Source organism: Bacillus sp. FSL K6-1033 (assembly GCF_038630765.1).
GTDB lineage: Bacteria > Bacillota > Bacilli > Bacillales > Bacillaceae > Bacillus > Bacillus altitudinis.
Genome location: NZ_CP152041.1, coordinates 2,222,651 through 2,245,813 on the forward strand (window position 1 = coordinate 2,222,651; position 23,163 = coordinate 2,245,813).

Consider the following 23,163-nt stretch of genomic DNA (forward strand, 5'->3'; position numbering starts at 1 on the left):
TTTCATTCAGCAGGCAACCCCTATTTAGGACGCCTTTTCTTGACAATTCGAAAGCTGCATATGTTGAGACGTAAAGAATGGCTTTTCAGAACCACCAAACCCTTTAGGATAATAGATTTTAAACAAATAGATTCCATTTGTTTTTGCTTTAACTGCCGTGACAGTCGTCGTTTCTTCTGATGAGAGGGACTGTATAGCACCTTTTTCAATAACATGGCCATCTTGTAATGGCACCTGAACACTCTCTACTTTATGTAGTTCCCACTTCCATTCAGAGTGCGCGATGGGTTGTCCAATATTTTTTAGTGACATGCTCAGCTTTTGAGGCGCACAGACTGTCCCCTCAATGATCGTTTGATCGATCAGTTTCAAATGACTTCTATCCCATTTCTTTGGCTGGCAATGCTGATCTGTCTCTTCGAAATTTTCACATGTTTTCATGACAAAGTTCGAATGCTCGACATCGTTAAAAGAAGCGTTAGTAGACGTAATAAAAAAAGAAGTGAAAATCAAACAAATAGCACAAAATAGTACAAAGAGCGGCTGTTTCATTGAATCTTTCAACTCCTTGAACAATTGTTCTTTAAAAAGAACGATTACACTCAGTATAAGGAATTACCTATAAAATCCAAAACGTCAAATTAGTCCATTTTGTTCTTAAACAAGAACATTACCGAGAAAATTCTTCCATTTTCTCATTCTTTCGCCATATTCAATATTTTTTTCTGTGACATTTGTACTTCTTAAAAATTTACATAAAAGTGCAGGATTTGGTCAGGATAATAATTGGTGAGGTGATGTTAGTTGAAATATGGAAGAATCATGATCATGCTCAGTTTACTGTTAAGCCCCTTGATACAAAGCGCCCATCTAGCTGATGCAAAAGGAATCACTGCTGCCGCAGATCAATGGGAAACAAGGGCAGTCAAAGAAGCAAAAAAACGGTATCCGTTAGCACATGTTTTATTCAAACAAAAAGTGTGGGATCGGCACCGGGAGAAAGAATCCGTGAAGCAATATCATATTATGTTGAAAGATCAGGCCAAAGAATTTGGGGTATATGTCACCATTTCCTATAACCCTTACTCGAACAAGGTCAATAAAGTCATTGTTGTGGAAGAATACAGCTAAAATGGCATGAAAAAAACCGCCTGCTGGCGGCTTTTTACTTTCGTCGATGACGTTGACGTTTTTTTAGCATCATTGAGAAGCCAAAAGGCAGAACACCGAATAAACGCTGAGAAAATGGTGGTTTTGTCTCCATTTTTTCCTGTTTATGTTCTTTCCGCTCGTCACGTGGTGTATTCATATATTTAATGATTTCCTGCGTCATATATTTTACATAATCATTTGTCTTCATCGAACACTCACCTCTTCTTCCTTAAAGTGTTACCAAGAAGAGTATCGTTTTATACACTCGCTAATAAGTGCTGATCCATTGATTGATTTCTCCTGTCTCCTTATTCATCTCTAGTTCCCGCTCATCAGTTACACCACCCTTTGTCTCGATGTTAACCAAGAGGCGGACTAGCTTTTTTCTGTCATCGCACCCAATTCGCTTCAACGTCACTCGGCCTTCTTCTGTGACAATTGGGCTCAATGGCTGATCACAAATAAGATTTAATTTGTTTGCAGCTTCATTTAGTCCCATTCGAAATAACTGCTGTTTTTGATAAAAAGAAATCGTGAGCTCTGCACTTTTCAACTCTTTTTGAAACCCAATGGTCATCGAGCCTAGAATCAATAAAAATAAAAGTATGACAGCAAGTACGTGGGGATAAATAAACCCGTCTTCTCTTTTCACGTTTTAGGAATCACTCCTTTGTAAGTGAAAAAAACAGCTTCATGTACTTGACCAAATACATCTGTGACTTGGAGAGTGGTGGTTTGCTCTTTTGTTCTTACATGGAATTGTTTCACCTTTTGTAATAAAGGGAGATGACCTGCCTGATCCGTTCGTTTACGAAGCATCTCTTGATACGGCTCAATCGTCACCACTCGCCCTTGATTTGAAATATACTCCAGTGCTGTTCCATTTTTCACCGCTCTTACAGCGACAGCACAATTTAGATCCTCCTCTAATTGCAGGACCGTTTGTTTCCACTCCATTTGCGAAAATTTGTTGATTTCTGCAAACGGATGAGCTTTTTCAGCAATTGATAAAAGCAGCATGCAGCCAAAAGAAAGCAGCAAAAATAGCTGCAATTGCCATATTGCTTGAGCAAGTGTAAAGCCTTGTTCATCGCTCCAAATGTCGAAAGCAAATCGTCTTCTTTTTTTGTACTTTGTATGAAACACATCCCTTCTCCTGACCCCAAATGAATTCATATGTGATCTCGCCTCGTTTCTTTGTACTTGATTCATTTTGACCTTCTATAAAAGCTGTATTCATATACTCATGTAAGATTTGATAAGCTTCCAGTTTAGCCCTTAATTCTTCTTTCCCAATTGTCAGTTTTTCAAAGGATGGCACGAGCACAAGAGCAGCAAATAGAAAGAGGTGGCAAGAAAAGAGCATCTCAAACGTACTAAATCCTTTATTGTTGCTGAACATGAATCCGCCCGCTCCCTAAGTAAATCGTGAGTTTATATATTTGACTGCCAAATTGAACAATGAGAGAACCGCCGCTATTTGGATGTCCGTTTTTATTAAAGTGAAGGCCTTTTTGAAATGTGGATTGCTTGATGGTGCCTTTTTTGTGTGGATTAGAAGCAATGATCTGCTCACTATTCTGCTCGATGACTTGATAAGATACATTGGGCGGGTGAAACTCAACAGTTACTCGTGTTTTTTTAATAAATGCAGTATAAGATGCCAATTGAAGATCTTGTTTTAGCAAGTTCACTTGCTTTTTTGCTTCAGCACTTTCTAATATATTGGGCACTTTTCCACCTATTATCGATAATAAGATAGAGAAAATCATGACGATCAAGAGCTGCTCAATGAGTGTAAATCCTTTCTCCTGGAAAAGCGATTTATTCATTTTTCACATCCCCGTTTTGAATGAAAATTGCCTTTCCATTTGGACAAGTTAATCCTTTTTTGACATAGCCTTCTTTTTCTAATTCAGCTAAAGATGGCGTCTTGCCGTCATGCTCTAATTCATATGCCATTACCTGTGTACTCACCATTGATTTCAGCCCTTCACAGCCCTTTGCTTGAATGCTTTGATGATGCCGAGTGATATTTGGAATGGTGATCAATAAAAGAATGGAGATCACGAGCATGACAATTAACATTTCTAACAGTGTAAATCCTTTATCATTCATGCCTTAGTCCTCCTTTTCACACTTGTTCCATTAGTTGATACATTGGTAAAAGAATAGATAAATACACAATGAGTATAAGAAATGCTGTTAAGCCATAGATGACAGGCTGCAGCCATGAAACCCATTTTTCAATTTTCAATTCTGCATTCTCTAAAAGAAATTGACTATATGTGTACATCTCTCTCGCTAGCATCCCACTTGCTTCCCCATGCTTAATGACAGCCGCAAAATGCCTTTCGAAAAAAGGAGACCGGCTTATTTGATGTTCCATACTCTCACCTTTTCTTAACTCTCCTATCATTTGTTCAGACATTTCTTGAAGGAAGGGTAAATAGGTCTGCTGTTTAAAAGCTTGCAAACTTTCGTAAATCGATAACCCAGCTTGAAGAAGTCCGCTTAGCTGAAGGGAAAAAAGATACGTATGCATCAGCTGCACCCCTTTAAATACCACCGGCAGCCTGCTGATGACTTTCAGTTTCTCAAGGGTCGATTTTTTCTTAAAAAAGAGCTCATAATATCCAAAAAGACAGATACATATACAACCGATCATGAGCAGCAAAGCGTGTAGGAATTGGAAGAGGCCAAACATTCCTTGAATGAGCCATGTCATGCTTGTATTCATAGATGAATATAATAAAGAAAATTGAGGGACGATCATTTGCTGAACAATGATGAGCACAACAAAAACCGTAAACATAAGAAAAATCGGATATCGTAACATACGCTTGAATGTGTCAACCTGCATAATTTTTTTCTCTAGAAAACGGGCGCTTTGTTCAAGAGCTCGCGCTAGGCTGCCATGTTTCTCTGAAAAACAAAGAATAGCGACGGCTTCCCGCTGAAAATGAAGTCGCTCAAGTACAACGTAAAAAGGCTCCCCTTCAAGCAGCCACTGAATGCCTGGCGTTAATCGCTGCTGCTGTTTTTTTGATAACTGAATATTCACCATCGTTAGTGCATCAACCAATGTATATCCAGCTTGAATCAACTGAGCCAGTTTCGATAAGAATTCAGCTTGTTCTTTTTTAGACCAGGGTTTAGAGGTTCGCTTCTTCATAAACCCAGCGATGATATGTGCTTTTTGATAAATAGCCGAGTGCCACTCCTTTCCGAATTAACCTTTGCAGTGTTTCGTATGACGAATGAGCGTATTCTCCTTTTGCCTCTTTGATACACTCACCAAGCTCCTTTCCGTAAAGCAATTCAAATACATTTGTTCGTCTGACTGGCCGATTTAGTTTGCAATAAAGCTCACACGTTTCGCCGCAAAATGGACATGCGAGTTCGATTAACCGCTGAGCAGCAATGGCAACCATTGTTTGTTCGAGTTCATTCATCGTCACACCAAATTCGAGCATTCGATAAAGAGCTCCTTTTGCATTCTTTGCGTGCAATGTGCTCATGACTAAATGACCTGTCAAAGCTGCTCTAATAGCTGTTCTGGCTGTTTCCGCATCTCTTATTTCTCCAAGCACAATCATATCTGGATCATGTCTTAAAATAGCGCGTAAACCTGCCGCATACGTGATGCCAGCTTTTTCATTTACTTGAACCTGCAGCACTTCTTCATTTCTTGTTTCCACAGGATCTTCAAGGGTAATAATATTCCGATTAAAATGTTTTTTGGCAAACTGAATCAATGAATAAAGTGTTGTCGTTTTCCCTGAATTTGTTGGTCCTGTAAATAAAATGAGCCCATGCGAATGATTCAGAAACGATAATAATCTCGCTGAAGCCTTCGGGAACAGTGACAAATACTTTGTTTTCGGCACATGATCCTGCGGTAAAATCCGAATCACTAGACTTTCATCATTTACAGTTGGTAGTGTAGAGAGCCGAACAAACACTTGACCGCGTCTTAACATCACAGCCAATGATCCATTTTGTGGTCTCCTTCTTTCACCAATATCCATAGAAGACAAAAATTTGAAATGAGCAATGAGCCGCTCTCCGCTCTTTTTGTCAATGATCCGCTGCTGAATGAGGTCAGCGTCTACACGAAAAGAGACTGAAGCTTCCTTTTCTCTCGGAACAATATGCACATCAGATGCTCTCATGCGGCACGCCTCTTCTAGCAGCTCTTGCCCCAAATATTCAATACCATACAAGTGGTTCACTCCTTTCAGTGACCATATTGTATGATGGCAGAACGTGCCTGACAAAAACGCATTTCATGATTTTCATGACTGAAAAGGTGTGAAAATGTTCAATTTGAGGTGTATTTCATCTATAAATAACAGAAGGACATATCAAAAAATTTGACTTTTACAACAACGGGTTCCGTTCAGAGGAGAAAATAAAAAAGAAGTGCTATTGGCACCTCTTTTTTGATGATCATTTCATTTGATTCTTTCACTATGGATGATCTGTTACAAGGAGGTGTCTCCAAATTTAATCCTCCTTAATAGATTACTGATTTGAAGATAAAGAATATCCTTCGTGTCTGATTTATGGATAAAAAAAGAGACCAAATCTGTATGCGAATTGGTCGTCTCATTCATATGCTCATTATATTGTTTCTCCTTGTCAACGGACCCGTTACTTTTACTAGTAACATTTTTTGGTTCACGTTGCTTCTTGCTGCTGCTCTTCAAAGATACGAAAGCCTCTTTTTTCTAAAGCTTTTGCAAGGCTGTGTTCAGTATTTACTTTTGAGAAATCAATGCCGAGTTTCACTACAGTTTGAGCGATTTCTGGTCGAATGCCTGATATAATCGTCTCAATTCCTAGCAACTTCGCACTATCAACCACTTTAAACAGCTGATATGCAACCATCGTATCAACAACGGGAACGCCAGATATATCAATAAATAAATGGGTTAGACGCAGTCTAGATGCCTGTTCTAGTACTGATTCCAAAATGATTTTCGCCCGGTACGTATCAATTTCACCAATCAGCGGCAAAATACCGATCTCTTTTGAAACTGGAATAACAGGCGCACTAAGCTCTTGAATCATTTCTCTTTGTGCATTAAGCTGATTGATCGTCACGCGGTCATACTCTTCTGATAAACGCGCAATCATGTCATCAAATGTGGCGTGAAAATGCTGATTCCAATCGCACACATCTTTGAGTGTCACTTCAAGCTCCGTTTGTTGTGTAAAGGTCTCAATTCTGGAACAAAAAATGTGGCGGAACACCTTAAATTGTCCGATGATTTCATATAAAGGTACTTCATGAACAGCTCGATCGCGGGCAATATCAACTGACCACTTTTTTAGATGGTCTTCTACTTTATCTGATAGCGTGACTAACGTTGCTGCAATCGTTTGGATAAATGCTGTGTTTTGTTCTTTCAGCTTCTTTTCTGTCTCCTCTGAAGCATGTTTGGAGTATAATGAGCCTTCTTCTGTTCTTGTTTTCAGCCATTCTTCGGTCATGACAGGGGCTTCTTTAAGAATAAATTCATATAATTGCTCGGATTTTTCATTTTTCATTTCTGTCGTTCGCTCCTTTTTCACTTACAACTAGTGACAACCAACTTTTTATGTATAAATGACCGCAGATGGTGAACAATAGCATTACACGTTTCATATTGGGCTATAGCCAAGTGGTAAGGCAATGGACTTTGACTCCGTGATCGTTGGTTCGAACCCAGCTAGCCCAGTTCAGCACAAAAACGAAGACGGCTGAAACATCATTCAGCTGATCTTCGTTTTTGATTAGGAAACCGATTGATGAATCGCTTTCTTTTTTGAAATTTTCATGAGTTCTCCTGGATTATAGCCGACCACTAATTTATTTCCATCAATGATAATAGGTCTCCGGAGCAGCTTTGGTTTTTCAATGAGAAGCTGAAGTACCTCATTTACTTTTAGATCATTAATATTTAAATTTAAGCTTTTAAAAGCTTGGCTTCGAGTAGCTAAAATTTCATCCATTCCTTCTGTTGTTAAGGAAAGGATTTTTTTCAATTCGTCTAGTGTTGGCGTTTCTCTGAAAAGGTGACGCTCTTTAAAATCAATTTGATTCGCCTTTAACCAATGTTTTGTTTTGCGGCAAGACGTGCAGCTTGGGTATGAATAAAAAGTAATGTCACTCATTAGTCTTCCTCCTTAGGTCGGTAACCTTTTCTCTTATGGACTAAGTACCCTCATGCATTTAGGCATAAACACTTTTTCATCACTTTTTCAAAAAAATTTTTTCTAACGAAAGAATGAATGTTCACACGTTGTCAAAAATGTAAATGTTTACATAACAAGTGATCATCAGCTATAATATGAATCAAAGGGGTTTTTTAAGGGGAGGGAAAGAAATGAATCGCATGTTCCGCGTTCTTGGGTTTTGGACGGGTATTTTTGCTGTCATGTTCTATTTAGGACATATGAAAGATGCATCCTTGCTGTTCTTCGGTCAAACCGTTCTTTTTGTATTTTTATCCTACTTGAATTTATCCGAAAGAATGTATATTTACATTTTCGGAGCGTACTTGACGATTTTCTTTGCCGGATTTACATATTATTCGATTTTCATCATGGTTCCCGGTACCGGACATTAATAGAAAAAAGCATCTCTTTTGAAAGAGATGCTTTTTTCGTGCGTGCTATTATAAAGAAAACCCATTGATAAACGGATTTTGCTCCTGTTCTGTAAGCACAGTTGTTTCCTCGCCATGTCCACTTAACACAAGAGTTGATTCTGGCAATGACAACAATTTGTCATGTATCGATTGAAGCAACACGTCTTGATTACCGCCCGTTAAATCAGTTCTCCCGATACCGCCTTGGAATAAAGTATCACCAGAAATGACAAATCCCTCTTCCGCTGAATAGTAAGACACACTGCCAGGTGAATGACCTGGTGTGTGGAACATTTCTAATGTAAACGATCCAATTTGAAGAGGTCCTTCTGACGTAATCAATTGTTCAGCTTCTTTGACCGTAATTCCGTTACCAATTAGTCGAGCTGAACCGTTTAGCTGAGCATTTGTCAGCCATTCTTTTTCCTTTTCATGGACATAAAGCGGAATTCCCCATTCTTGACGCACCTCATCTGCTGCACCAATATGATCAAAATGGGCATGTGTCAATAAGACAGCAAGTGGTTTCAGCTGTTTTTCTTTCACATAAGAAATTAGCTTTTGCGCTTCGCCGCCTGGATCAAAAATTAAACATTCTCCCTGTTCATTTTTCCAAATATATGCGTTCGCTTGCACATAGCCTAGCGGCATTCTTCTCCAATTCATTTTCATCACCTACTACTTTTTTCATTCTTTTTTATTATGAAGGCTATTCAATAAAAATTCAAACAATCGTCAACTTGAATGTACTCGACAAGCTTTATGAAAACGGTTAAAATGAAAAGAAAGGAAATCAAGGGGATTGATGACAAAGGGGGACTTTCATATGATGCTCGTCATTATTTTTGGTCTAGTCACGATTTTAGCCGCTCTCGGCATCTATCGCTCACTCAAAAAAGTGAACGTACTAGCCATTGCTTTCGCTGGCGCCACATTTTTGGTTTTTGGATGGTTTACCGTCATGACCATCATCTATAGCGGTTATCCAACTGCACATTAAAAGCCTGCAATTAGCAGGCTTTTTCTATTGATTCAAATGTTTATTCACGCTTTCTAATTTGCTTGAAAGGGTGGTCGTTTGATCTCTTCTGTCATCTATGCGGATATTGGTTGCTACTCGGTGTAAACCCTTTTCAAATGGAACTTCATGAATACGCTGAATGACCTCAAATAAAACGGATAGCTCCCCTTCAATTAATGTATTCATTGGTGTGAGCTGATATTTGATTTTCCCTTCTTGTTGAAAGCCCTCTAACAATCTTTGTACGTCTGCTACATATGCACTCACACTTGGTGTCTCAGTGCCTATTGGAATGATGGTGACATCTGCTATCGCCATGGTTCTTGCTCCTTTCAATGACATCCTATTTCTTTCTCGTTCTCATTGTAACCCATCGCGATTCAAAAATGCCATCATCATGTGGCGTGTAAGCTTGGTTTGTCCCGTTCTATCGTCAAATCTGCTCTCTCTACCTTCCCAATATTTGTGAAAAGGAGCAAGCATATACCTGAAATGGCTTCGATCAGTCCTCCTGCTGCAATGACATAACCTGAACCGAATAACGTCGCCATATAACCACCAATGAGAGCGCCTAACGGTATCATTAAATACGAGATCATGTTAATAATCGCATACACTTGCGGCTGATCCTCCGCTTTTACTGACAATTGAATCATTGTATGTTCAGGTACATTGACTGCACTGATGGCTGCACCTAAGGCAAATGCAGATATAAACACAAGTGGTAATAAGGCATTCATCCCTGTAATGAAAAATGCAATTCCATCAACGATCCCTGCCCCGATAAACAACAGACCGTATCGATTCACTTTCACCTTTGTTAAAACGAATCCCATCAAAAATGCACCTAATGCCGTGGTCACTTTGATGAATGAATATACTACTGGTCCACTATGTAAATCTTCTGTTAAATAAATAACCGACAATGCCTCCCACGGTGCCGCAGCAAAATTGGAGCAGACACAAAAAATGGCTAATGGAAACAAAATATGATGACTTTTCACAAGTGAAAATCCTCTTATTAATCGTTTTCCGTATGACAATCCTTTTTTTCCTTTATCCATGATCGCTTCCGTTTTATATGTAATCAGCAAAACCAGCAAAGCGGACATGAGGTAAAGAGGAATAATGACAAGCATTGTATATCCTACCCCTACAAATGCAATCATGACACCACAAATCGTCACAGTCACAAGCCTGACCACATGACTGGCTGATTGAATGGTTGCATTCGCCTTTTGTATCACATCTTCATGCACAAGCTTTGGAATAATGGACACCGAAGCTGGTTCATAGGAACCACCAGTCGCTGAATGCAGCAACATACCGCCAATGATGAGTGCCAAAGGAGAAAAATCATAAAAGTAACTCACCACAATCACAAGTATAATCGCCGCCCGAGTTAAATCAGCAAAGCACATCCAAAATTTCAATTGATGCGGCTTCATCATTGGGGTAATAAACGGCCCAATAATGGCTTGAGGGACAAAACTAACGGCAATAAAAAATGCTGTTCCAATTGCTCCTTTTCCCCCTAGCACTAAAAGCCACAAAATGGTGTTAAAAGATAAACTATCAGCAGTAATTTTACACATTTTAGAAACAAATAGATAAGTAAAATTCCGTTTCCACAGGCTTTGAGCATTCAATCATCGACATCTCCCTAATTCATATCCTTTTTTTTACATCCACTCTTTCACAATAGCTTACAGGAATGCTCTCGTCAATCACATCAGCACGGTTTTTATTGACCATAAGAAATTGAGGTTTGAACGTATTAAATGATTATTGACAAAGGGCGAAAATGAACTTGATTTTAGCCCTTTGTCTTCTTTTCAGCGTGATAGAAAACCTTTGCAGCCCCTAGGAAGGACGAGTACTGGCACGGAGTGAATTTCACATTCGTGAGCACCGGCACGCAGGACTGACAAAGAATGCGAGGGTTTGTCTACATGCTGAAAGCACCAATTAGGTGCTTTTAATACTTACATGCTTCCCACAATAACCGCTTTGTTTTTTCATAGATCGAATCAAATTGACTCATAGAAAGCGGGTTCTTTCCTCGCCCAAGTTCCACCGTATATCCCTCACTTTTACATTGATAAATAAACCAATCACGATAACCTGCATAGCTATCAAGATATTGAATCGCTTTGTAACCGCTCACCCGTTCTAACCGTTCGACCGTCTCTTTTGAAATGGCCGGTTCGTGGCCAAGAAAACCCCAGTATATCTCTTCTCCTTGTGTATGAAGGGCAATTAACCGGTCAAAGCGTTTTCGTAAGGCGAGATGTGCCATTGCTTTCGCTTCTGGTTCTGTTAACGGCTGATGCCCTGGGAAATCCCTATAAGACGGTGCCTTCGGCTTATTACGATAATATTCGATTTCCCAATAAGCAGGAAATTGATTGTTTAAATCAATTCCTCGAATATTCGCCTTCCATTCTCGATAATCGGAAAATCCACCATTTAGCGGTGCGAACTCCTCATGGCACAACCCTAAGGATTCTGGACCATTGCGAACCAAATCAACACCGTCTGGATTTACCATCGGGACAATAGACAAAGCAGTGGTCTGCAATATACGAACCGCTTCATGATGTCTTGCTTGCACTGGGTCCGAGGCCGCTAAACAAAGTGATTTAAGCCATTTTAATAAAACAGAGGTCGTGATCCATTCATTTGCATGAAAAGAGGCATTAACATGTATGGAATGTAAATGTTGTACAGGCTCCGTACGGATTTCATAAATGGGCGTATCAAGCACTGATTGACCAATCACACTCATCTGAAGAAAAGGAAAAACAGCTTTCAAATATTGAAGCTCTCGTTCTAAGTGAGCGCTATCATATTCAAATGTGCCGCTGATCCAATCATCTGATTGCTGGAGCCGGTAAGGCGCAATGAAGCTTTGCACCTCACCTACCGATTGAAATGAATGGATCCCTTCTGGAAGTCTATACCCCGGTAAAAGGAGGTGCTCCGTATTTGACTGATTGGACAAACGGAAAGCTTCTTTTCCTATACCAAGCTGCTTTGCCACATCCTCCTTCCTTGCCTCATCCAGATGCCATTCAATTGTGCCAAACGACTTTTTCATTTACATCCCTCCTCTTACACTATATGAACCAGTAAGTAAAAAAAGAAAACCTCTGCATGTAAATAGCAGAGGTTTTCTTTTAAATTAAGACGCCTTTTTTAGCTCAGTGTCATCTTCTTTTTTAGATGGTGAATGGTCCGAGTTGTTTCGGTCATAAAATCTAAGGAGATCTCCATAGATAATTTGATCAGAGAATTGAAGCTCTTGTTTTGCCTTTTCTTCATAAGACTGACAACCAGACTCATCTTCTCTCGGCTCACCCGTTTCTTTGTTGTAGCACACACCAGCTGTAAAAACACTGTCCTTCGTAATAAAACTTCCATCTCGAAGCACTGTGAAGTCATTTGTATCTTTTGATAATAGGTCATGACCAAATTGAATTTGCTTGCTTGTATCGATTCCTAGAAGGTTCATGACTGTTGGACGGATATCTACTTGCCCGCCAACTGTATCAATCTCTTTTGGATGTTTATCCGTGATACCAGGAATGTGTACAACAAATGGTACTTTTTGAAGCTGAACTTCTTCAAAAGGTGTAATGTCTTTGTTTAAGAATTGTCCCATTGCTTCGTTATGGTTTTCAGAAATCCCGTAGTGATCACCATATAACACAAAAATGGAATTATCGTATAACCCTGCTTCCTTCATTTTTTTAAAGAAAAGCTTTAGTGCCTCATCTTGATAACGCACTGTAGGGAAGTATTTGTTCAACGTTTTGCTCTTTGAGTCATATTCATCAATGAGCTTATCTTCTTCATCTAAGTCAAATGGAAAATGGTTCGTTAATGTAATCAATCTCGTATAGAACGGCTGCGGGATCGTTTTCATTAAATCTACTGACTGCTCAAAAAACGGACCATCTTTTAGTCCCCAGCCAACTGAATTTTCTTCATTTACATCGAATGATTTAATATCAAAAAATTTGTCGTAGCCAAAGCTGTCATAGATCAGGTCACGGTTCCAGAAACTTTTGTTATTCGCATGAATAACAGAAGAATGATAGCCTTCCTCTTTTAACAACTCAGGTGCGGCTTTGAACTCGTTGCTTGGATTTGTGAAAAATACAGCTCCTCTTCCAAGCGGATAGAGTGAATTATCAACAATAAACTCGGAGTCCGATGTTTTCCCTTGACCCGTTTGATGATAGAAATTACTGAAATTGTAGCTTTTCTTGATCAATTTGTTTAAGAACGGCGTGATCTCTTTCCCATTCAATTTTTCATTGATCACAAAGCTCTGAGTAGACTCAAGCGATACTAGAATGACATTTCGTCCTTTTGCTTGACCAAACGTCTTTTCATTACGGTCTGTTTGATTTGCGCTTACATAGTTTTCAATTTCAGTTAAGCTATTGCTGTCGGCAAGTGCTCGCTGAGCGGATTGCTTCGATTGCAGAACCCCATCATAAATATGGAAGTTATATAAGCTGATGTTTTTCACTAGCATCTCACGGTCAAATGAACGAGTTAACAGCTCTGGTCTTTCTGTTTCAGCCAAACCAAGGTTAAAAAAGAAAGTGGCTGCAACAAATAAATAATAAGCTGCACGTCCCTTACGTGAAATCGTTACATCTGTTCTAAAGGAAGGCTGTTTTTTATAGAGCCAAATTAAAATGATGATATCAACAAACATCAGAAAATCAACTGGTTCAATTAAAGAGGTAATACTTGACCCGAGGTCACCCATATTGTTTGTTTGAAATAGGACGGGGATGGTTAGAAAATCACTGTAGAATCGATAAAATACAATGTTAGCTAATAAAATAAATGTCAGAACAAAACTCATCACGATGATATATCGATTGCGATTTTTTTCTTTAAAGAATAAACCGATACCGAAGATAAACAAAAGAAAGCTAAGCGGATTAATAAACAGGATAAATTCCTGCATGAAATTTTCAATTTTGATATTAAAACTAGATTTATAGATAACATAGGTTTTCACCCACATTAACAAAGTCGCAATCAGTAAAAATGAAATCGCCTTTAATCTTTTCTTTCGCATTGTAACCTCCTTATGCTAAAAACGCACTCAGGTTAGGGACATCCCCAATTATTGGTGCTTCTTCAAAAATAACTAAAGTATATCTTATCCTGTCTATGCTGGAAAATCAATGTCTTTTTCCCCATGACAAACTTATGAATATGCTAAACATTCAATTTCATGCCTATCTATCGCTGATTTTAATAAAAATGACATCATTATGACATTTTTGTTCAAGACAGCCACTTGTTTTTTGCCATCCATGCACCGCCGATCACGCCTGCATCGTTTCCTAGTGAGGCAATCACCACTTCAACATCCTCAGCACATGGCGGGAAGGCATGATGTTTGACGACACGCTCTACTTTACTGCGAAGAAGCTCGCCCGCTTTAGATACACCGCCGCCAATGACGATTTTTGTTGGGTTTAAGGCACTGGCTAGATTCGCAAGGACAAGACCAAGATGGGTTGTTACTTCATCTACGACATGCATCCCAAGTTCGTCTCCGTTTTCTGCTGCCTCAAATACATCCTTTGCAGACAGCGAAGTAAGTGAGCCAAGTGATGATGTATGGCTCTTTGTTTGTAATGTATCTTTTGCGATTCGGACGATACCTGTGGCAGACGCAATGGTTTCAATACAGCCTGTTCTCCCGCAGTTACATGGTGCTCCTTGAAATGGAACGGCACAAATATGACCAATTTCTCCACCAGCACCTGTTTCGCCTTGAACCACTTCTCCATTGACAATAATACCGCCGCCAACCCCTGTGCCCAGTGTAACCATCAGGATGTTTTTGGCGCCATCACCTGCACCCTTCCACATTTCACCGAGTGCAGCAATGTTCGCATCATTTTCGATGACAGATGGAAGTCCTGTCTCTGCCTCTAAATGGTCTTTCAAGGGATAGTTTGTCCAGCCCAGATTCGTTGTTTTATAGACAATTCCGGATACTTTATCCACTGGTCCAGGTGCCCCCATACCGATCCCAATTAGGGCTGATTTCGGCATGCTGATCTCAACTAGTTTATGGTCAATTGACTTGGCAATGTCGACTGTAATTGTCTGCCCAGATTTATCCGTAGGAATCTCCCACTTATGCTGAATTTCACCATAAAGATTAATAAACGCAAGCTTAATTGTCGTACCGCCAAGATCAACTCCTACAAACCAATCCCCTGTCATATGTCCTCCACCTTCACATTGTTTTTCGATTTAATTTGGCTAGTTCCATTTGAAGGATGGTCATTGCGTTTGACCATTCAGTTCGATCGATGATGCCCGATGTGTACATTTCCTTCAATTCATCTGCCATAAATTCTAATTCCACTTCACGATCTCCGAAATACACGTAATTTCCAAATCTCATGAGCAGCTGCTGTACATCATATAACGTTTTCATTATTTTCACCATTTCTCTAAATCAACAGATAGGATAAGCGTATTCATAAATACGCTTTCAGTCAAGTCATTCAACGTGTTTGAGTGTTTTCAATATATTGTTTCAACTTTAAAAATTGGTCATTTTGCGGATCTTGTTTTAATGCTTTTTCGATGAAGTCGTCTGCTTCCGCTGTCTCGCCTTTTTCTACATACAACAACGATAAGTGATACAATTTATTCGGCTCATTTGGATCTTTTTCAAGCGACTTTTGCAAATACTCAATGGCCTTGTCAAGATGTCCAAGCTGCGCTTCGGAAAGCGCATATATATGAAGTGCTTCAGCTGAGGCATCCTTTTGCTTTACATATTCCTCTAGACGCTGACTTGCTTCGCTATAGTTCTTTTCATCAAATAAACTCGCTGCCTCGCTAGTTGCCGCCGCTTCTTTTTGATCGTCTGAATGAAACCCTGTATACAATCCAAAGCCGCCAATAAGGAGGAGAAGAAGACTAGCAAGAAGCATTTTGACAGGCTGAAACTGTTTAGGAAGACGGACCGCTAAAGCGGCTAAAAATCCCCCAGCGAGCCCCCCAAGATGCCCTGCATTATCAATCCCTGATACAGTGAAACCTATCCCTAAGTTGATGAGGATAATCACGATAATATTTGTCCCCATCGTACGAAAGAAGAGCTTCCGGTTAGAGATCGCTAAATATAACAATGCGCCTAAACAGCCAAAGATCGCACCTGATGCTCCTGCTGCGATGGCTGTATTAAACACAAAGCTCGCTATGGAGCCAAAGATGCCGGAAACTAAATAAATCAGCAAAAATCTTCCTGAACCATAAATTCTCTCAACAGCTGCTCCAACGGACCAAAGAGCAAATGTATTAAAGAGTAAATGCGTCAAACCAATGTGTAAAAACATAGGTGTCACAAAACGCCACCATTCACCCTCTAGTATCAGCACATTATTCTTCGCACCAAATGCTGTTAAAGTGGCTGTATTGGTACTTCCACCAGATAATTCGAGTAAAAGAAACATCACCACTTGAACTGCGATTAACAAGTAGGTAAAAATCGGTCTGCCATTTTGAAAAACGGCCCGTTCTCGTTCACGTTGCTTTTCCTGATCTTGAAATGCCTGAAGCACGTTCATTTTAAGCTGCATTACATCTTCGGCTGTATCTGCCTTCGCCTCTTCTACATCAATCGAGAGTGATGTATTCAGCCATTTTTGCAGCTCGTGTCCATCGTTTTGGAGGGTTTCTTCATTCAGTAAAACAGGTGTCACCGTCACCTTTTGTTGTTTTTGCGGTTGACCGTTTATGTCTTCCCAATCATCTACTGGATGGTCAGCTGTAAATTGTAGTTGCAGGAGATGAAGAGAACGTTTACGCATGGCTTCTCTCAACTGATTCATCCGAAAGGCCTGCTCTTCCATATCTCGAACGATCTCCTGTCTAAAATTCACATCTCTTCTATAGAGACGGATGAGATCATATCCTGAGTTTCGTGGTGCTTCAAAAAAGATTTCATCTTCTGGGTACGGACTTTGAATCATCTCGTATCCTTTTTGTCTGAGTTCATCAATCACTCGCCAAAATAGACTATCTATGACATTCATTCATTCGCGCTCCATTTTTTACATTATTATAGCAAAAATTACTCTTATACGCATTTCTCAACAAAAAAAATCCCGGCTTTTGCGGGATTAGAATGCTTGGCGAATAAATTTCGTCCGAAAATATGGGATTTTCATCAGCCATTTAATAAAAAAGTGACGCACTTGGTTTTGACCTAAGATCAAATTCATGAGCCGATAACGATTTTGTACAAGAACGAATGCAAACAGTGTGAACACAATGCTCCAAATCATTTTATTCATCATATTCCCTCCTATGTTCGTATCGTGGCTTAAATAGGATTTGTTTATGCATGAACCAACATTTTTATCTCTTACCATGCGATCTACTTTCACACTCTAATCCCTTGTTCTTTTGATTGAATATAATAGACCTCTTCACACTCAGATTAATCATAAGAAACGTCAAATTGATGAAGGGCGATTAAATCTTTGAACGCTTTGATATGCTCTCTTCTTATTTTTCCGACTACAAAAAAAATCAAGGTGCGTATGCCAAAAATAAACCCATGAATCATGATCAAGTTGTAAGTCAAAAGTATTCACTTCCTCCCACAAATTACGGAAGTATCTTTTCTTTCCTCGAAATTTTTTCATATATGACTCCTACTAGCTAAAATGCCCTGAGCTAATGAAACGAGCTCAACACAAAAAGCCCGTTTTTGGACAATGAGCGGGCTTTCACTTTTGATATAACGTACCTTTTTCACTGACAATCATAGATACCGGTATGTCGTGCGCTTCAGCCGGAATATGCCTCGTCTGCTGTAAAGACAAACAAAGGGCAATGGTTACGCCGTGGTAGTCCGCTAAGTAGCGATCATAATAGCCCCCACCAAACCCAATCCGGTAACCACGTTGATCGAAGCACACCCCAGGGACAATGATCAAATCAATGGCTTCTTTATGTACAGCTGTAGACTCAAGAGGGTCTGGCTCCAATAGCCCAAAGTAGCTGGATGTCATCTTTGTTTCAGGTGTATATTCATAAAACACCATCTCTTTTGTTTTCGGAAAACAGGTGGGAATACAAACTGTTTTTCCTTCTTCCCACGCTTTTTCAATCAGAGGCATTGTCGGTATTTCTTTTCCCCTAGACATAGTCAAAGCAATCGTTTTCGCCTGTTTCCATTCTGACAGCTGCAACACGTGTTCATGAAGTAGAGAAGCGTGGCGATTGAACTCATCAGCGCTTATCTGATCAAGCATGGCTAATGTTTGAAGGCGGAGCTCCTTTTTCATACAGGTTCATCTCCCATCATAAAAAAACAGCAGGAAAATTCCCTGCTGCTTACTTTGTTTCACGATGTAAAGTTTGTTTTTTATCACGTGAGCAATACTTTTTGAATTCAACGCGATCTGGATTGTTTCGCTTATTCTTTTTAGTAATATAGTTACGCTCACCGCATTCAGTGCAAGCTAGAGTAATATTTACGCGCATGTTTTTCCCTCCAAACTAAAATCAATTCACATTCAGACCTAACTATAATACCACTTCTAGCTAAGGAATGCTAGAATGTTTTTTCACCAATTTCATTTTTCAATGCATTCCACCCGCATCCTGATTCATATTGTCTGGTCATGTGATGAAAAATCGCCTTCTCCCCTATAAAAACACGTTCTTTGTCGTACTGTATACATGAGAACCCCCTCTTTGTTCCACAGCTTTTTTTCATCTGATCCGTCTTCTTTTATTTTAACAGCGGGCAAGGTTTTCATACTTGGTTTCCCTATAAAAAGAAAAATGATGAAAAAAAGGTGATTTTTTCAGCAATTCCTTTTGAAACTAGCTTTTTTATGGTATAAAAAAGAAGGGTCGAAAACTGTCTGAAACAATCATGAGAGCCTTTTTTGGCTTTCAGCATTAAAATATGAATAAAAGGTGATGAAACATGGAAATTGCAATTATCGGATTGCTTGTTGTCAGTATTGTACTGATCGCATTCTCATATTTTCAAAGAGAGCCGATTAAAGAAGTCGAACAGGAACTTGAAACACTTCAACTATCTGCAATGCAAGAAATCTATAAACTGAAAAAGAAAATGAAGGTTCTTGAAGAAGAATTGCTTGAAACAAACATCGTTGTCCGCAAGCATTCAGAAATTGATCCATCTATTGCAAGACAAATCATTTCAAAGCATCAAAATGGCATGTCTCCTGAGGCGATTGCGCGCGCTGAGCATGTCTCTGTAGAAGATGTGAACATGATCATTAAAGACAACGAGAGGGTGCTTGTATGACGAAAAAAAGCATCCAAACGTTTGCAGCAGGTATGATTCTTGCAACTGGTGTTCTGGCGATCGTCTTTTTCCTTACTGGAAAAGATGAAGCGGCGGCTGATTCTACAACAAAAGAAACCCTCGCAGCGAAAGTGACAGACACTGACGTGAAAAATTACTTAGACTCTAAAAAAGAAGTCTCCGTCAGCCGTGAAACATATCAACAACTTCTTGATTATAAAGAAAAAGCGCTGAAAGCAAATGAAGACGGTGATTCTCAGAACGATAAACAAACAACGGACAAGCCAAAAGGCAAAACGGTTAAATTCGTGATTAAAAACGGTATGAGCACAAGTGATGTTTCAGACATGCTTGAAAAGGACGGAATCATCAACTCGTCTAAAGATTTTAATGATTATGTGATAGACGCAGGCTACCATAAAGAAATTCGTGCCGGCAAATTCAATTTAAAAACAGGTATGACATTCAAACAAATCGTCAAAGCCTTAACAAAATAACATCAAAAACCCCCTGGCGGCATTGACCTCCAGGGGGTTTTTGATTATCCAAATCGTCCTGATATATAATCATTTGTTCTTTGATCATTTGGCTCTGAGAACATCACATTCGTATCATTGACCTCAACAAGCTCGCCCATCAAAAAGAACGCTGTTCGGTCTGATACCCTTGCCGCTTGCTGCATATTATGCGTCACAATGGCAATCGTATATTTCTCTTTCAGTTTCATGATTAATTCTTCAATCTTTAATGTTGAAACAGGATCAAGCGCAGATGTGGGTTCATCCATTAATAGAATATCCGGGCTTGTGGCAATGGCTCTTGCGATACAAAGACGCTGCTGCTGACCGCCGGAAAGACCTAATGCAGGCGCACTTAATCGATCTTTCACTTCATCCCAAAGGGCAACATCACGAAGCGCTTTTTCAGTGATTTCTTTCAATTGCTGCTTGCTCTTCACCCCGTGAATTCTTGGCCCGTAGACGACATTATCAAAGATAGATTGAGGGAATGGGTTTCCTTTTTGAAAGACCATCCCGACGTTTTTACGCAGTTCCACTAGATCGACACGGCCTTTTAAAATATTGTCACCGTTATACATCATATCCCCGGTGATTTTCACACCTGGCACTGTTTTGACCATGAGATTTAAGGTCTTTATAAATGTTGACTTTCCGCAGCCGGACGGACCGATAATCGCTGTGACCTCATGCTCTTTAATGTCTAAATCAATATGCTTCAGTGCGTGATGCTGTCCGTACCAAAGGTTCATATCATTCACACGAAACACTTCTTTTTTGGCTGTTTCAGTTGCTACTGCATTCATCAAAATCCACCCGCCTTATCCGAATCGACCATTAATATAGTCTTCTGTTTTTTGCTGCGCAGGACGTGTAAAGATACGTTCAGTCGCATCGTATTCCACTAGATCACCGTTCAGGAAAAAGGCTGTATGATCAGATACACGTAACGCTTGCTGCATATTGTGTGTGACAATGACAATCGAATAATCATGTTTTAATTCCGATAATAGTTCTTCAATTTTTGCATTTGAGATCGGGTCTAAGGCAGAAGCCGGTTCATCTAATAAAAGCACGCTAGGTTTCATCGCAAGGGTACGTGCAATACAGAGGCGCTGCTGCTGGCCTCCTGATAATGATAAGGCAGAGCGGTGCAAGCGATCTTTGACCTCATCCCATAGCGCTGCCTTTGTTAAACTTTCTTCTACCGCATCATCAAGCACTGATTTCCTTTTTTCACCCGCATATTTTAGCGCATGTGTAATGTTGTTGTAGATGGATTTAGGAAATGGATTTGGCTTTTGGAAGACCATCCCGATTTCTCTTCTTAAATTCACCACATTAATACGGTCATCCAAAATATTTAACCCTTCGTACATGATCGCCCCTTCACTTCGTGCACCTGGAATTAGGTCGTTCATGCGGTTAATGCTGCGTAAAAAAGTCGATTTTCCGCACCCTGATGGGCCGATTAATGCCGTAATTGCATTTTTTTCAATTTCAAATGAAATTTGATTGACTGCTTTTTTTTCACCATAATAAATACTTAAATCCTGCACCTGTAGAATCTGTTCCGCTTGAAGTGGAGCCTTTTTTGCTGCAATCTCTTTTTTTTCTGCTAGCATTTGAACCATATCCCCTTCACACCTCTCACTATTTATTTTGACGTAAGCTTCTTATGAATAAATGAACCAAGCCATCTAGCTGCTAAGTTGAATACTAATACAGAGAGCACAAGTACGGCTGATGCACCATTTGCAATGGCCTCTGCATCTGGAATAATTCCCTGTGTATTGACGTTCCATATATGAACGGCTAATGTTTCTGCCGGTCTAAAAATATTGAGTGGTGACGTATCGGAGAAAGGACTCCAGTTTGTAAAATCAAGACGCGGTGTTGAAAGACCTGCTGTGAAAAGAAGAGCAGCCGCCTCACCGAAAACTCTTCCCGATGCTAAAATCGCTCCGGTAATAATGGATGGAATCGCTCCTGGGATCAGAACCGTCTTCACTGTATGCCACTTTGTCACACCGAGCGCAAGCGATGCTTCCTTTTGATCCTTCGGTACAGATCGAAGGGCATCTTCTGTCACCCTGACCATCACTGGCAGATTAAAGACAGTCAGCGCAAGGGCTCCTCCGATAATCGTATAGCCCCATCCTGTTAAATTAACAAACATCAGCAAACCAAACATACCGATGACGATCGATGGCAGAGAGGATAAAACTTCAATACATGTACGAATAAAATCAGTCACTTTGTTTTGAGGTGCATATTCTGCCATGTACACCCCGCCACCCACGCCAAGAGGCACGGTAAACAGCATCGTAATAAATAGAATGTAAAACGAGTTAAACAGCTGATCCCTAATACCGCCGCCAGAACCAATCGCACTTGAGCGTGTAGTCAAAAAGTCAAAATTTAATTCTTTGGCACCGTTGAAGATGATATAAGAAAACAAGCCAACAAGTATCGCCGTAATAATGGCGGCACATAATCCAAAAACGATTGTGGCAAAACGATCGGTCATTTTGCTATTCATTAAATCTTCCTCCTAGATGACAAGTATCTGATAATGAGTATGAACATAAATGATACAACTAGAAGGACAAGTCCCATTGACCAAAGTGTATTGTTTTCAACACTTCCATACGTTGTATGTCCCATGTTTAACGTAATAATGGTTGTTAATGTACCAGCTGTGTCCATAATACTTTCTGGTAGATTACGCGTGTTTCCAATAACCATCTGAACGGCAAGGGCTTCTCCAAATGCTCTTGCCATTCCAAGCACGACTGCTGTCATTAATGTCGGAAGCGCTGCAGGTACAAGAACACGTCTGATCGTTTGCCATCTTGTTGCGCCTAATGCATACGATCCCTCACGTAAACTTTTTGGAAGTGAAGCCATTGCGTCAGTTGCAATGGATGTAACAGTTGGCAGAATCATAATAGAAAGGACAATCGTTCCTGCTAAAACACTGTGCCCTGAACCGCTTGACTTAAAGTGTCCAATAAACGGCACCAATACTGTAAGACCTATGAATCCGTAAACAACGGATGGAATCCCTACAAGCAGTTCAATCACTGGCTGGAGAATTTTCCGTCCCCATGCAGGTGCAATTTCTGTCATGAAGATCGCTCCTGCGATGCCTAGCGGTGCTGCTATGAGTGCTGATAGAAGCGTGACAGCGATTGATCCAAAGATAAATGGAAATGCGCCGTATTGCGGATTTTCCGCTGTAGGGTTCCAATTGATACTGGTTAAGAACTCAATTGGGCTTACACCATTTACGATGAAAGATTGTAAACCCTTAATGCCAAGGAAGATTGTGATGGCAATTGATACAGCAATCATTAAGAATGCGCAAAATTTCACCAAAATACTTCCTCTTACTTCATCCATTTGCCTATTTTTTTTCGAGCTGATCAGTCGATCGCTCGCTTCTGTATGTTCTATCTGTTTCATCTTTTTCTACAC

General features: G+C 39.9%; 31 protein-coding genes, 1 tRNA gene and 1 pseudogene. 6 read left to right on the top strand and 27 right to left on the bottom strand.

Features of this window, described 5'->3' with window-relative positions:
* Positions 1-24: 24 nt before the first annotated feature.
* On the bottom strand, positions 25-552 hold the full coding sequence (tapA, locus tag MHH31_RS11345; protein WP_056705241.1) for an amyloid fiber anchoring/assembly protein TapA: 528 nt from the start codon (positions 550-552) through the stop codon (positions 25-27).
* Between the two features lie 252 nt (positions 553-804).
* On the opposite strand from tapA, the gene MHH31_RS11350 reads away from it, so the two are divergent.
* A complete protein-coding gene (locus tag MHH31_RS11350) occupies positions 805-1,131 on the top strand; it encodes a DUF3889 domain-containing protein (RefSeq protein ID WP_058336653.1) in 327 nt (108 codons plus the stop codon).
* 34 nt (positions 1,132-1,165) lie between these two features.
* On the opposite strand, the gene MHH31_RS11355 is transcribed toward MHH31_RS11350, so the two are convergent.
* From MHH31_RS11355 to MHH31_RS11395, 9 genes are all read right to left on the bottom strand, one after another.
* Complete coding sequence (locus MHH31_RS11355; RefSeq protein ID WP_024718846.1) at positions 1,166-1,360, bottom strand: YqzE family protein; 195 nt, start codon at positions 1,358-1,360, stop codon at positions 1,166-1,168.
* 60 nt (positions 1,361-1,420) lie between these two features.
* Positions 1,421-1,804 carry a competence type IV pilus minor pilin ComGG gene (comGG, locus tag MHH31_RS11360; protein WP_342494816.1) on the bottom strand — a complete coding sequence of 128 codons (384 nt, stop codon included), beginning with the start codon at positions 1,802-1,804 and terminating at the stop codon, positions 1,421-1,423.
* Positions 1,801-2,298 carry a competence type IV pilus minor pilin ComGF gene (gene comGF / locus MHH31_RS11365; RefSeq protein ID WP_216894677.1) on the bottom strand — a complete coding sequence of 166 codons (498 nt, stop codon included), beginning with the start codon at positions 2,296-2,298 and terminating at the stop codon, positions 1,801-1,803. Before comGF ends, comGG begins: the two co-directional genes overlap by 4 nt.
* The gene (comGE, locus tag MHH31_RS11370; RefSeq protein ID WP_039166034.1) at positions 2,240-2,554 is read right to left on the bottom strand and encodes a competence type IV pilus minor pilin ComGE; all 315 of its coding nucleotides are present in this window, start codon (positions 2,552-2,554) and stop codon (positions 2,240-2,242) included. The genes comGF and comGE overlap by 59 nt, the downstream gene beginning before the upstream one ends.
* Positions 2,538-2,984 carry a competence type IV pilus minor pilin ComGD gene (comGD, locus tag MHH31_RS11375; protein ID WP_096881621.1) on the bottom strand — a complete coding sequence of 149 codons (447 nt, stop codon included), beginning with the start codon at positions 2,982-2,984 and terminating at the stop codon, positions 2,538-2,540. Before comGD ends, comGE begins: the two co-directional genes overlap by 17 nt.
* On the bottom strand, positions 2,977-3,270 hold the full coding sequence (gene comGC, locus MHH31_RS11380; protein WP_008342186.1) for a competence type IV pilus major pilin ComGC: 294 nt from the start codon (positions 3,268-3,270) through the stop codon (positions 2,977-2,979). The genes comGD and comGC overlap by 8 nt, the downstream gene beginning before the upstream one ends.
* Positions 3,271-3,286: 16 nt before the next feature.
* Positions 3,287-4,327, bottom strand: coding sequence for a competence type IV pilus assembly protein ComGB (gene comGB, locus MHH31_RS11385; protein ID WP_024718840.1), 1,041 nt, complete (start codon positions 4,325-4,327; stop codon positions 3,287-3,289).
* Positions 4,308-5,378 carry a competence type IV pilus ATPase ComGA gene (gene comGA / locus MHH31_RS11390; RefSeq protein WP_024718839.1) on the bottom strand — a complete coding sequence of 357 codons (1,071 nt, stop codon included), beginning with the start codon at positions 5,376-5,378 and terminating at the stop codon, positions 4,308-4,310. Before comGA ends, comGB begins: the two co-directional genes overlap by 20 nt.
* Positions 5,379-5,835: 457 nt before the next feature.
* Positions 5,836-6,708: an STAS domain-containing protein gene (locus tag MHH31_RS11395; protein WP_035390819.1), complete on the bottom strand. Its 873-nt coding sequence runs from the start codon at positions 6,706-6,708 to the stop codon at positions 5,836-5,838.
* Between the two features lie 99 nt (positions 6,709-6,807).
* On the opposite strand from MHH31_RS11395, the gene MHH31_RS11400 reads away from it, so the two are divergent.
* A tRNA-Gln gene (locus MHH31_RS11400) sits at positions 6,808-6,878 on the top strand.
* 55 nt (positions 6,879-6,933) lie between these two features.
* Here the strand turns inward: MHH31_RS11400 and MHH31_RS11405 are convergent.
* Positions 6,934-7,314 carry a Spx/MgsR family RNA polymerase-binding regulatory protein gene (locus MHH31_RS11405; protein ID WP_007501232.1) on the bottom strand — a complete coding sequence of 127 codons (381 nt, stop codon included), beginning with the start codon at positions 7,312-7,314 and terminating at the stop codon, positions 6,934-6,936.
* 212 nt (positions 7,315-7,526) lie between these two features.
* Here MHH31_RS11405 and MHH31_RS11410 point away from each other — a divergent pair, with 212 nt between their 5' ends.
* Positions 7,527-7,769 carry a DUF2626 domain-containing protein gene (locus MHH31_RS11410; protein ID WP_003217440.1) on the top strand — a complete coding sequence of 81 codons (243 nt, stop codon included), beginning with the start codon at positions 7,527-7,529 and terminating at the stop codon, positions 7,767-7,769.
* Positions 7,770-7,817: 48 nt separating this feature from the next.
* Here the strand turns inward: MHH31_RS11410 and MHH31_RS11415 are convergent, their stop codons facing one another.
* The gene (locus MHH31_RS11415) at positions 7,818-8,456 is read right to left on the bottom strand and encodes an MBL fold metallo-hydrolase (RefSeq protein WP_017357989.1); all 639 of its coding nucleotides are present in this window, start codon (positions 8,454-8,456) and stop codon (positions 7,818-7,820) included.
* A 160-nt stretch (positions 8,457-8,616) separates the two neighbouring features.
* Here MHH31_RS11415 and MHH31_RS11420 point away from each other — a divergent pair, with 160 nt between their 5' ends.
* On the top strand, positions 8,617-8,790 hold the full coding sequence (locus MHH31_RS11420; RefSeq protein ID WP_003217333.1) for a DUF2759 domain-containing protein: 174 nt from the start codon (positions 8,617-8,619) through the stop codon (positions 8,788-8,790).
* Between the two features lie 24 nt (positions 8,791-8,814).
* Here the strand turns inward: MHH31_RS11420 and MHH31_RS11425 are convergent, their stop codons facing one another.
* The 11 genes and pseudogenes from MHH31_RS11425 to rpmG all read right to left on the bottom strand — a co-directional run bounded on the left by MHH31_RS11425 (position 8,815) and on the right by rpmG (position 18,366).
* Entirely contained in the window at positions 8,815-9,129 is a 315-nt protein-coding gene (locus MHH31_RS11425; RefSeq protein WP_056705254.1) for an MTH1187 family thiamine-binding protein, read from the bottom strand.
* A gap of 77 nt (positions 9,130-9,206) precedes the next feature.
* Complete coding sequence (locus MHH31_RS11430) at positions 9,207-10,460, bottom strand: MFS transporter (protein ID WP_025207623.1); 1,254 nt, start codon at positions 10,458-10,460, stop codon at positions 9,207-9,209.
* Between the two features lie 329 nt (positions 10,461-10,789).
* Positions 10,790-11,911, bottom strand: a complete 1,122-nt coding sequence (locus MHH31_RS11435; protein WP_342494817.1) for a M14 family metallocarboxypeptidase — start codon at positions 11,909-11,911, stop codon at positions 10,790-10,792.
* Positions 11,912-11,995: 84 nt separating this feature from the next.
* Positions 11,996-13,915 carry an LTA synthase family protein gene (locus tag MHH31_RS11440; protein ID WP_342461799.1) on the bottom strand — a complete coding sequence of 640 codons (1,920 nt, stop codon included), beginning with the start codon at positions 13,913-13,915 and terminating at the stop codon, positions 11,996-11,998.
* A gap of 212 nt (positions 13,916-14,127) precedes the next feature.
* Complete coding sequence (locus MHH31_RS11445; RefSeq protein WP_008342319.1) at positions 14,128-15,081, bottom strand: ROK family glucokinase; 954 nt, start codon at positions 15,079-15,081, stop codon at positions 14,128-14,130.
* 13 nt (positions 15,082-15,094) lie between these two features.
* Positions 15,095-15,298 (bottom strand): YqgQ family protein, encoded by a 204-nt coding sequence (locus MHH31_RS11450; RefSeq protein ID WP_008342322.1) that lies wholly within the window; start codon positions 15,296-15,298, stop codon positions 15,095-15,097.
* A gap of 70 nt (positions 15,299-15,368) precedes the next feature.
* Complete coding sequence (locus tag MHH31_RS11455; RefSeq protein WP_045034375.1) at positions 15,369-16,907, bottom strand: rhomboid family intramembrane serine protease; 1,539 nt, start codon at positions 16,905-16,907, stop codon at positions 15,369-15,371.
* A gap of 87 nt (positions 16,908-16,994) precedes the next feature.
* Positions 16,995-17,168, bottom strand: a complete 174-nt coding sequence (locus MHH31_RS11460; RefSeq protein ID WP_017367602.1) for a hypothetical protein — start codon at positions 17,166-17,168, stop codon at positions 16,995-16,997.
* A gap of 146 nt (positions 17,169-17,314) precedes the next feature.
* Positions 17,315-17,522, bottom strand: a pseudogene (locus MHH31_RS11465) (hypothetical protein).
* Positions 17,523-17,606: 84 nt separating this feature from the next.
* Complete coding sequence (locus tag MHH31_RS11470; protein WP_282833855.1) at positions 17,607-18,167, bottom strand: 5-formyltetrahydrofolate cyclo-ligase; 561 nt, start codon at positions 18,165-18,167, stop codon at positions 17,607-17,609.
* A 49-nt stretch (positions 18,168-18,216) separates the two neighbouring features.
* Positions 18,217-18,366, bottom strand: coding sequence for a 50S ribosomal protein L33 (gene rpmG / locus MHH31_RS11475; RefSeq protein ID WP_008360061.1), 150 nt, complete (start codon positions 18,364-18,366; stop codon positions 18,217-18,219).
* A gap of 451 nt (positions 18,367-18,817) precedes the next feature.
* Here rpmG and MHH31_RS11480 point away from each other — a divergent pair, with 451 nt between their 5' ends.
* Positions 18,818-19,165 carry a hypothetical protein gene (locus MHH31_RS11480; RefSeq protein WP_003217285.1) on the top strand — a complete coding sequence of 116 codons (348 nt, stop codon included), beginning with the start codon at positions 18,818-18,820 and terminating at the stop codon, positions 19,163-19,165.
* Positions 19,162-19,662 carry an endolytic transglycosylase MltG gene (locus MHH31_RS11485; protein ID WP_008342335.1) on the top strand — a complete coding sequence of 167 codons (501 nt, stop codon included), beginning with the start codon at positions 19,162-19,164 and terminating at the stop codon, positions 19,660-19,662. The genes MHH31_RS11480 and MHH31_RS11485 overlap by 4 nt, the downstream gene beginning before the upstream one ends.
* 44 nt (positions 19,663-19,706) lie before the next feature.
* Here the strand turns inward: MHH31_RS11485 and pstB (MHH31_RS11490) are convergent, their stop codons facing one another.
* The 4 genes from pstB (MHH31_RS11490) to pstC are packed head-to-tail and all read right to left on the bottom strand — an operon-like array spanning position 19,707 to position 23,151.
* Positions 19,707-20,489, bottom strand: coding sequence for a phosphate ABC transporter ATP-binding protein PstB (gene pstB, locus MHH31_RS11490; protein ID WP_342494818.1), 783 nt, complete (start codon positions 20,487-20,489; stop codon positions 19,707-19,709).
* 15 nt (positions 20,490-20,504) lie between these two features.
* On the bottom strand, positions 20,505-21,308 hold the full coding sequence (gene pstB / locus MHH31_RS11495) for a phosphate ABC transporter ATP-binding protein PstB (protein ID WP_186365908.1): 804 nt from the start codon (positions 21,306-21,308) through the stop codon (positions 20,505-20,507).
* A gap of 32 nt (positions 21,309-21,340) precedes the next feature.
* Positions 21,341-22,225, bottom strand: coding sequence for a phosphate ABC transporter permease PstA (gene pstA / locus MHH31_RS11500; protein WP_007501259.1), 885 nt, complete (start codon positions 22,223-22,225; stop codon positions 21,341-21,343).
* Complete coding sequence (gene pstC / locus MHH31_RS11505) at positions 22,225-23,151, bottom strand: phosphate ABC transporter permease subunit PstC (RefSeq protein ID WP_017357999.1); 927 nt, start codon at positions 23,149-23,151, stop codon at positions 22,225-22,227. Before pstC ends, pstA begins: the two co-directional genes overlap by 1 nt.
* Positions 23,152-23,163 lie beyond the last annotated feature (12 nt).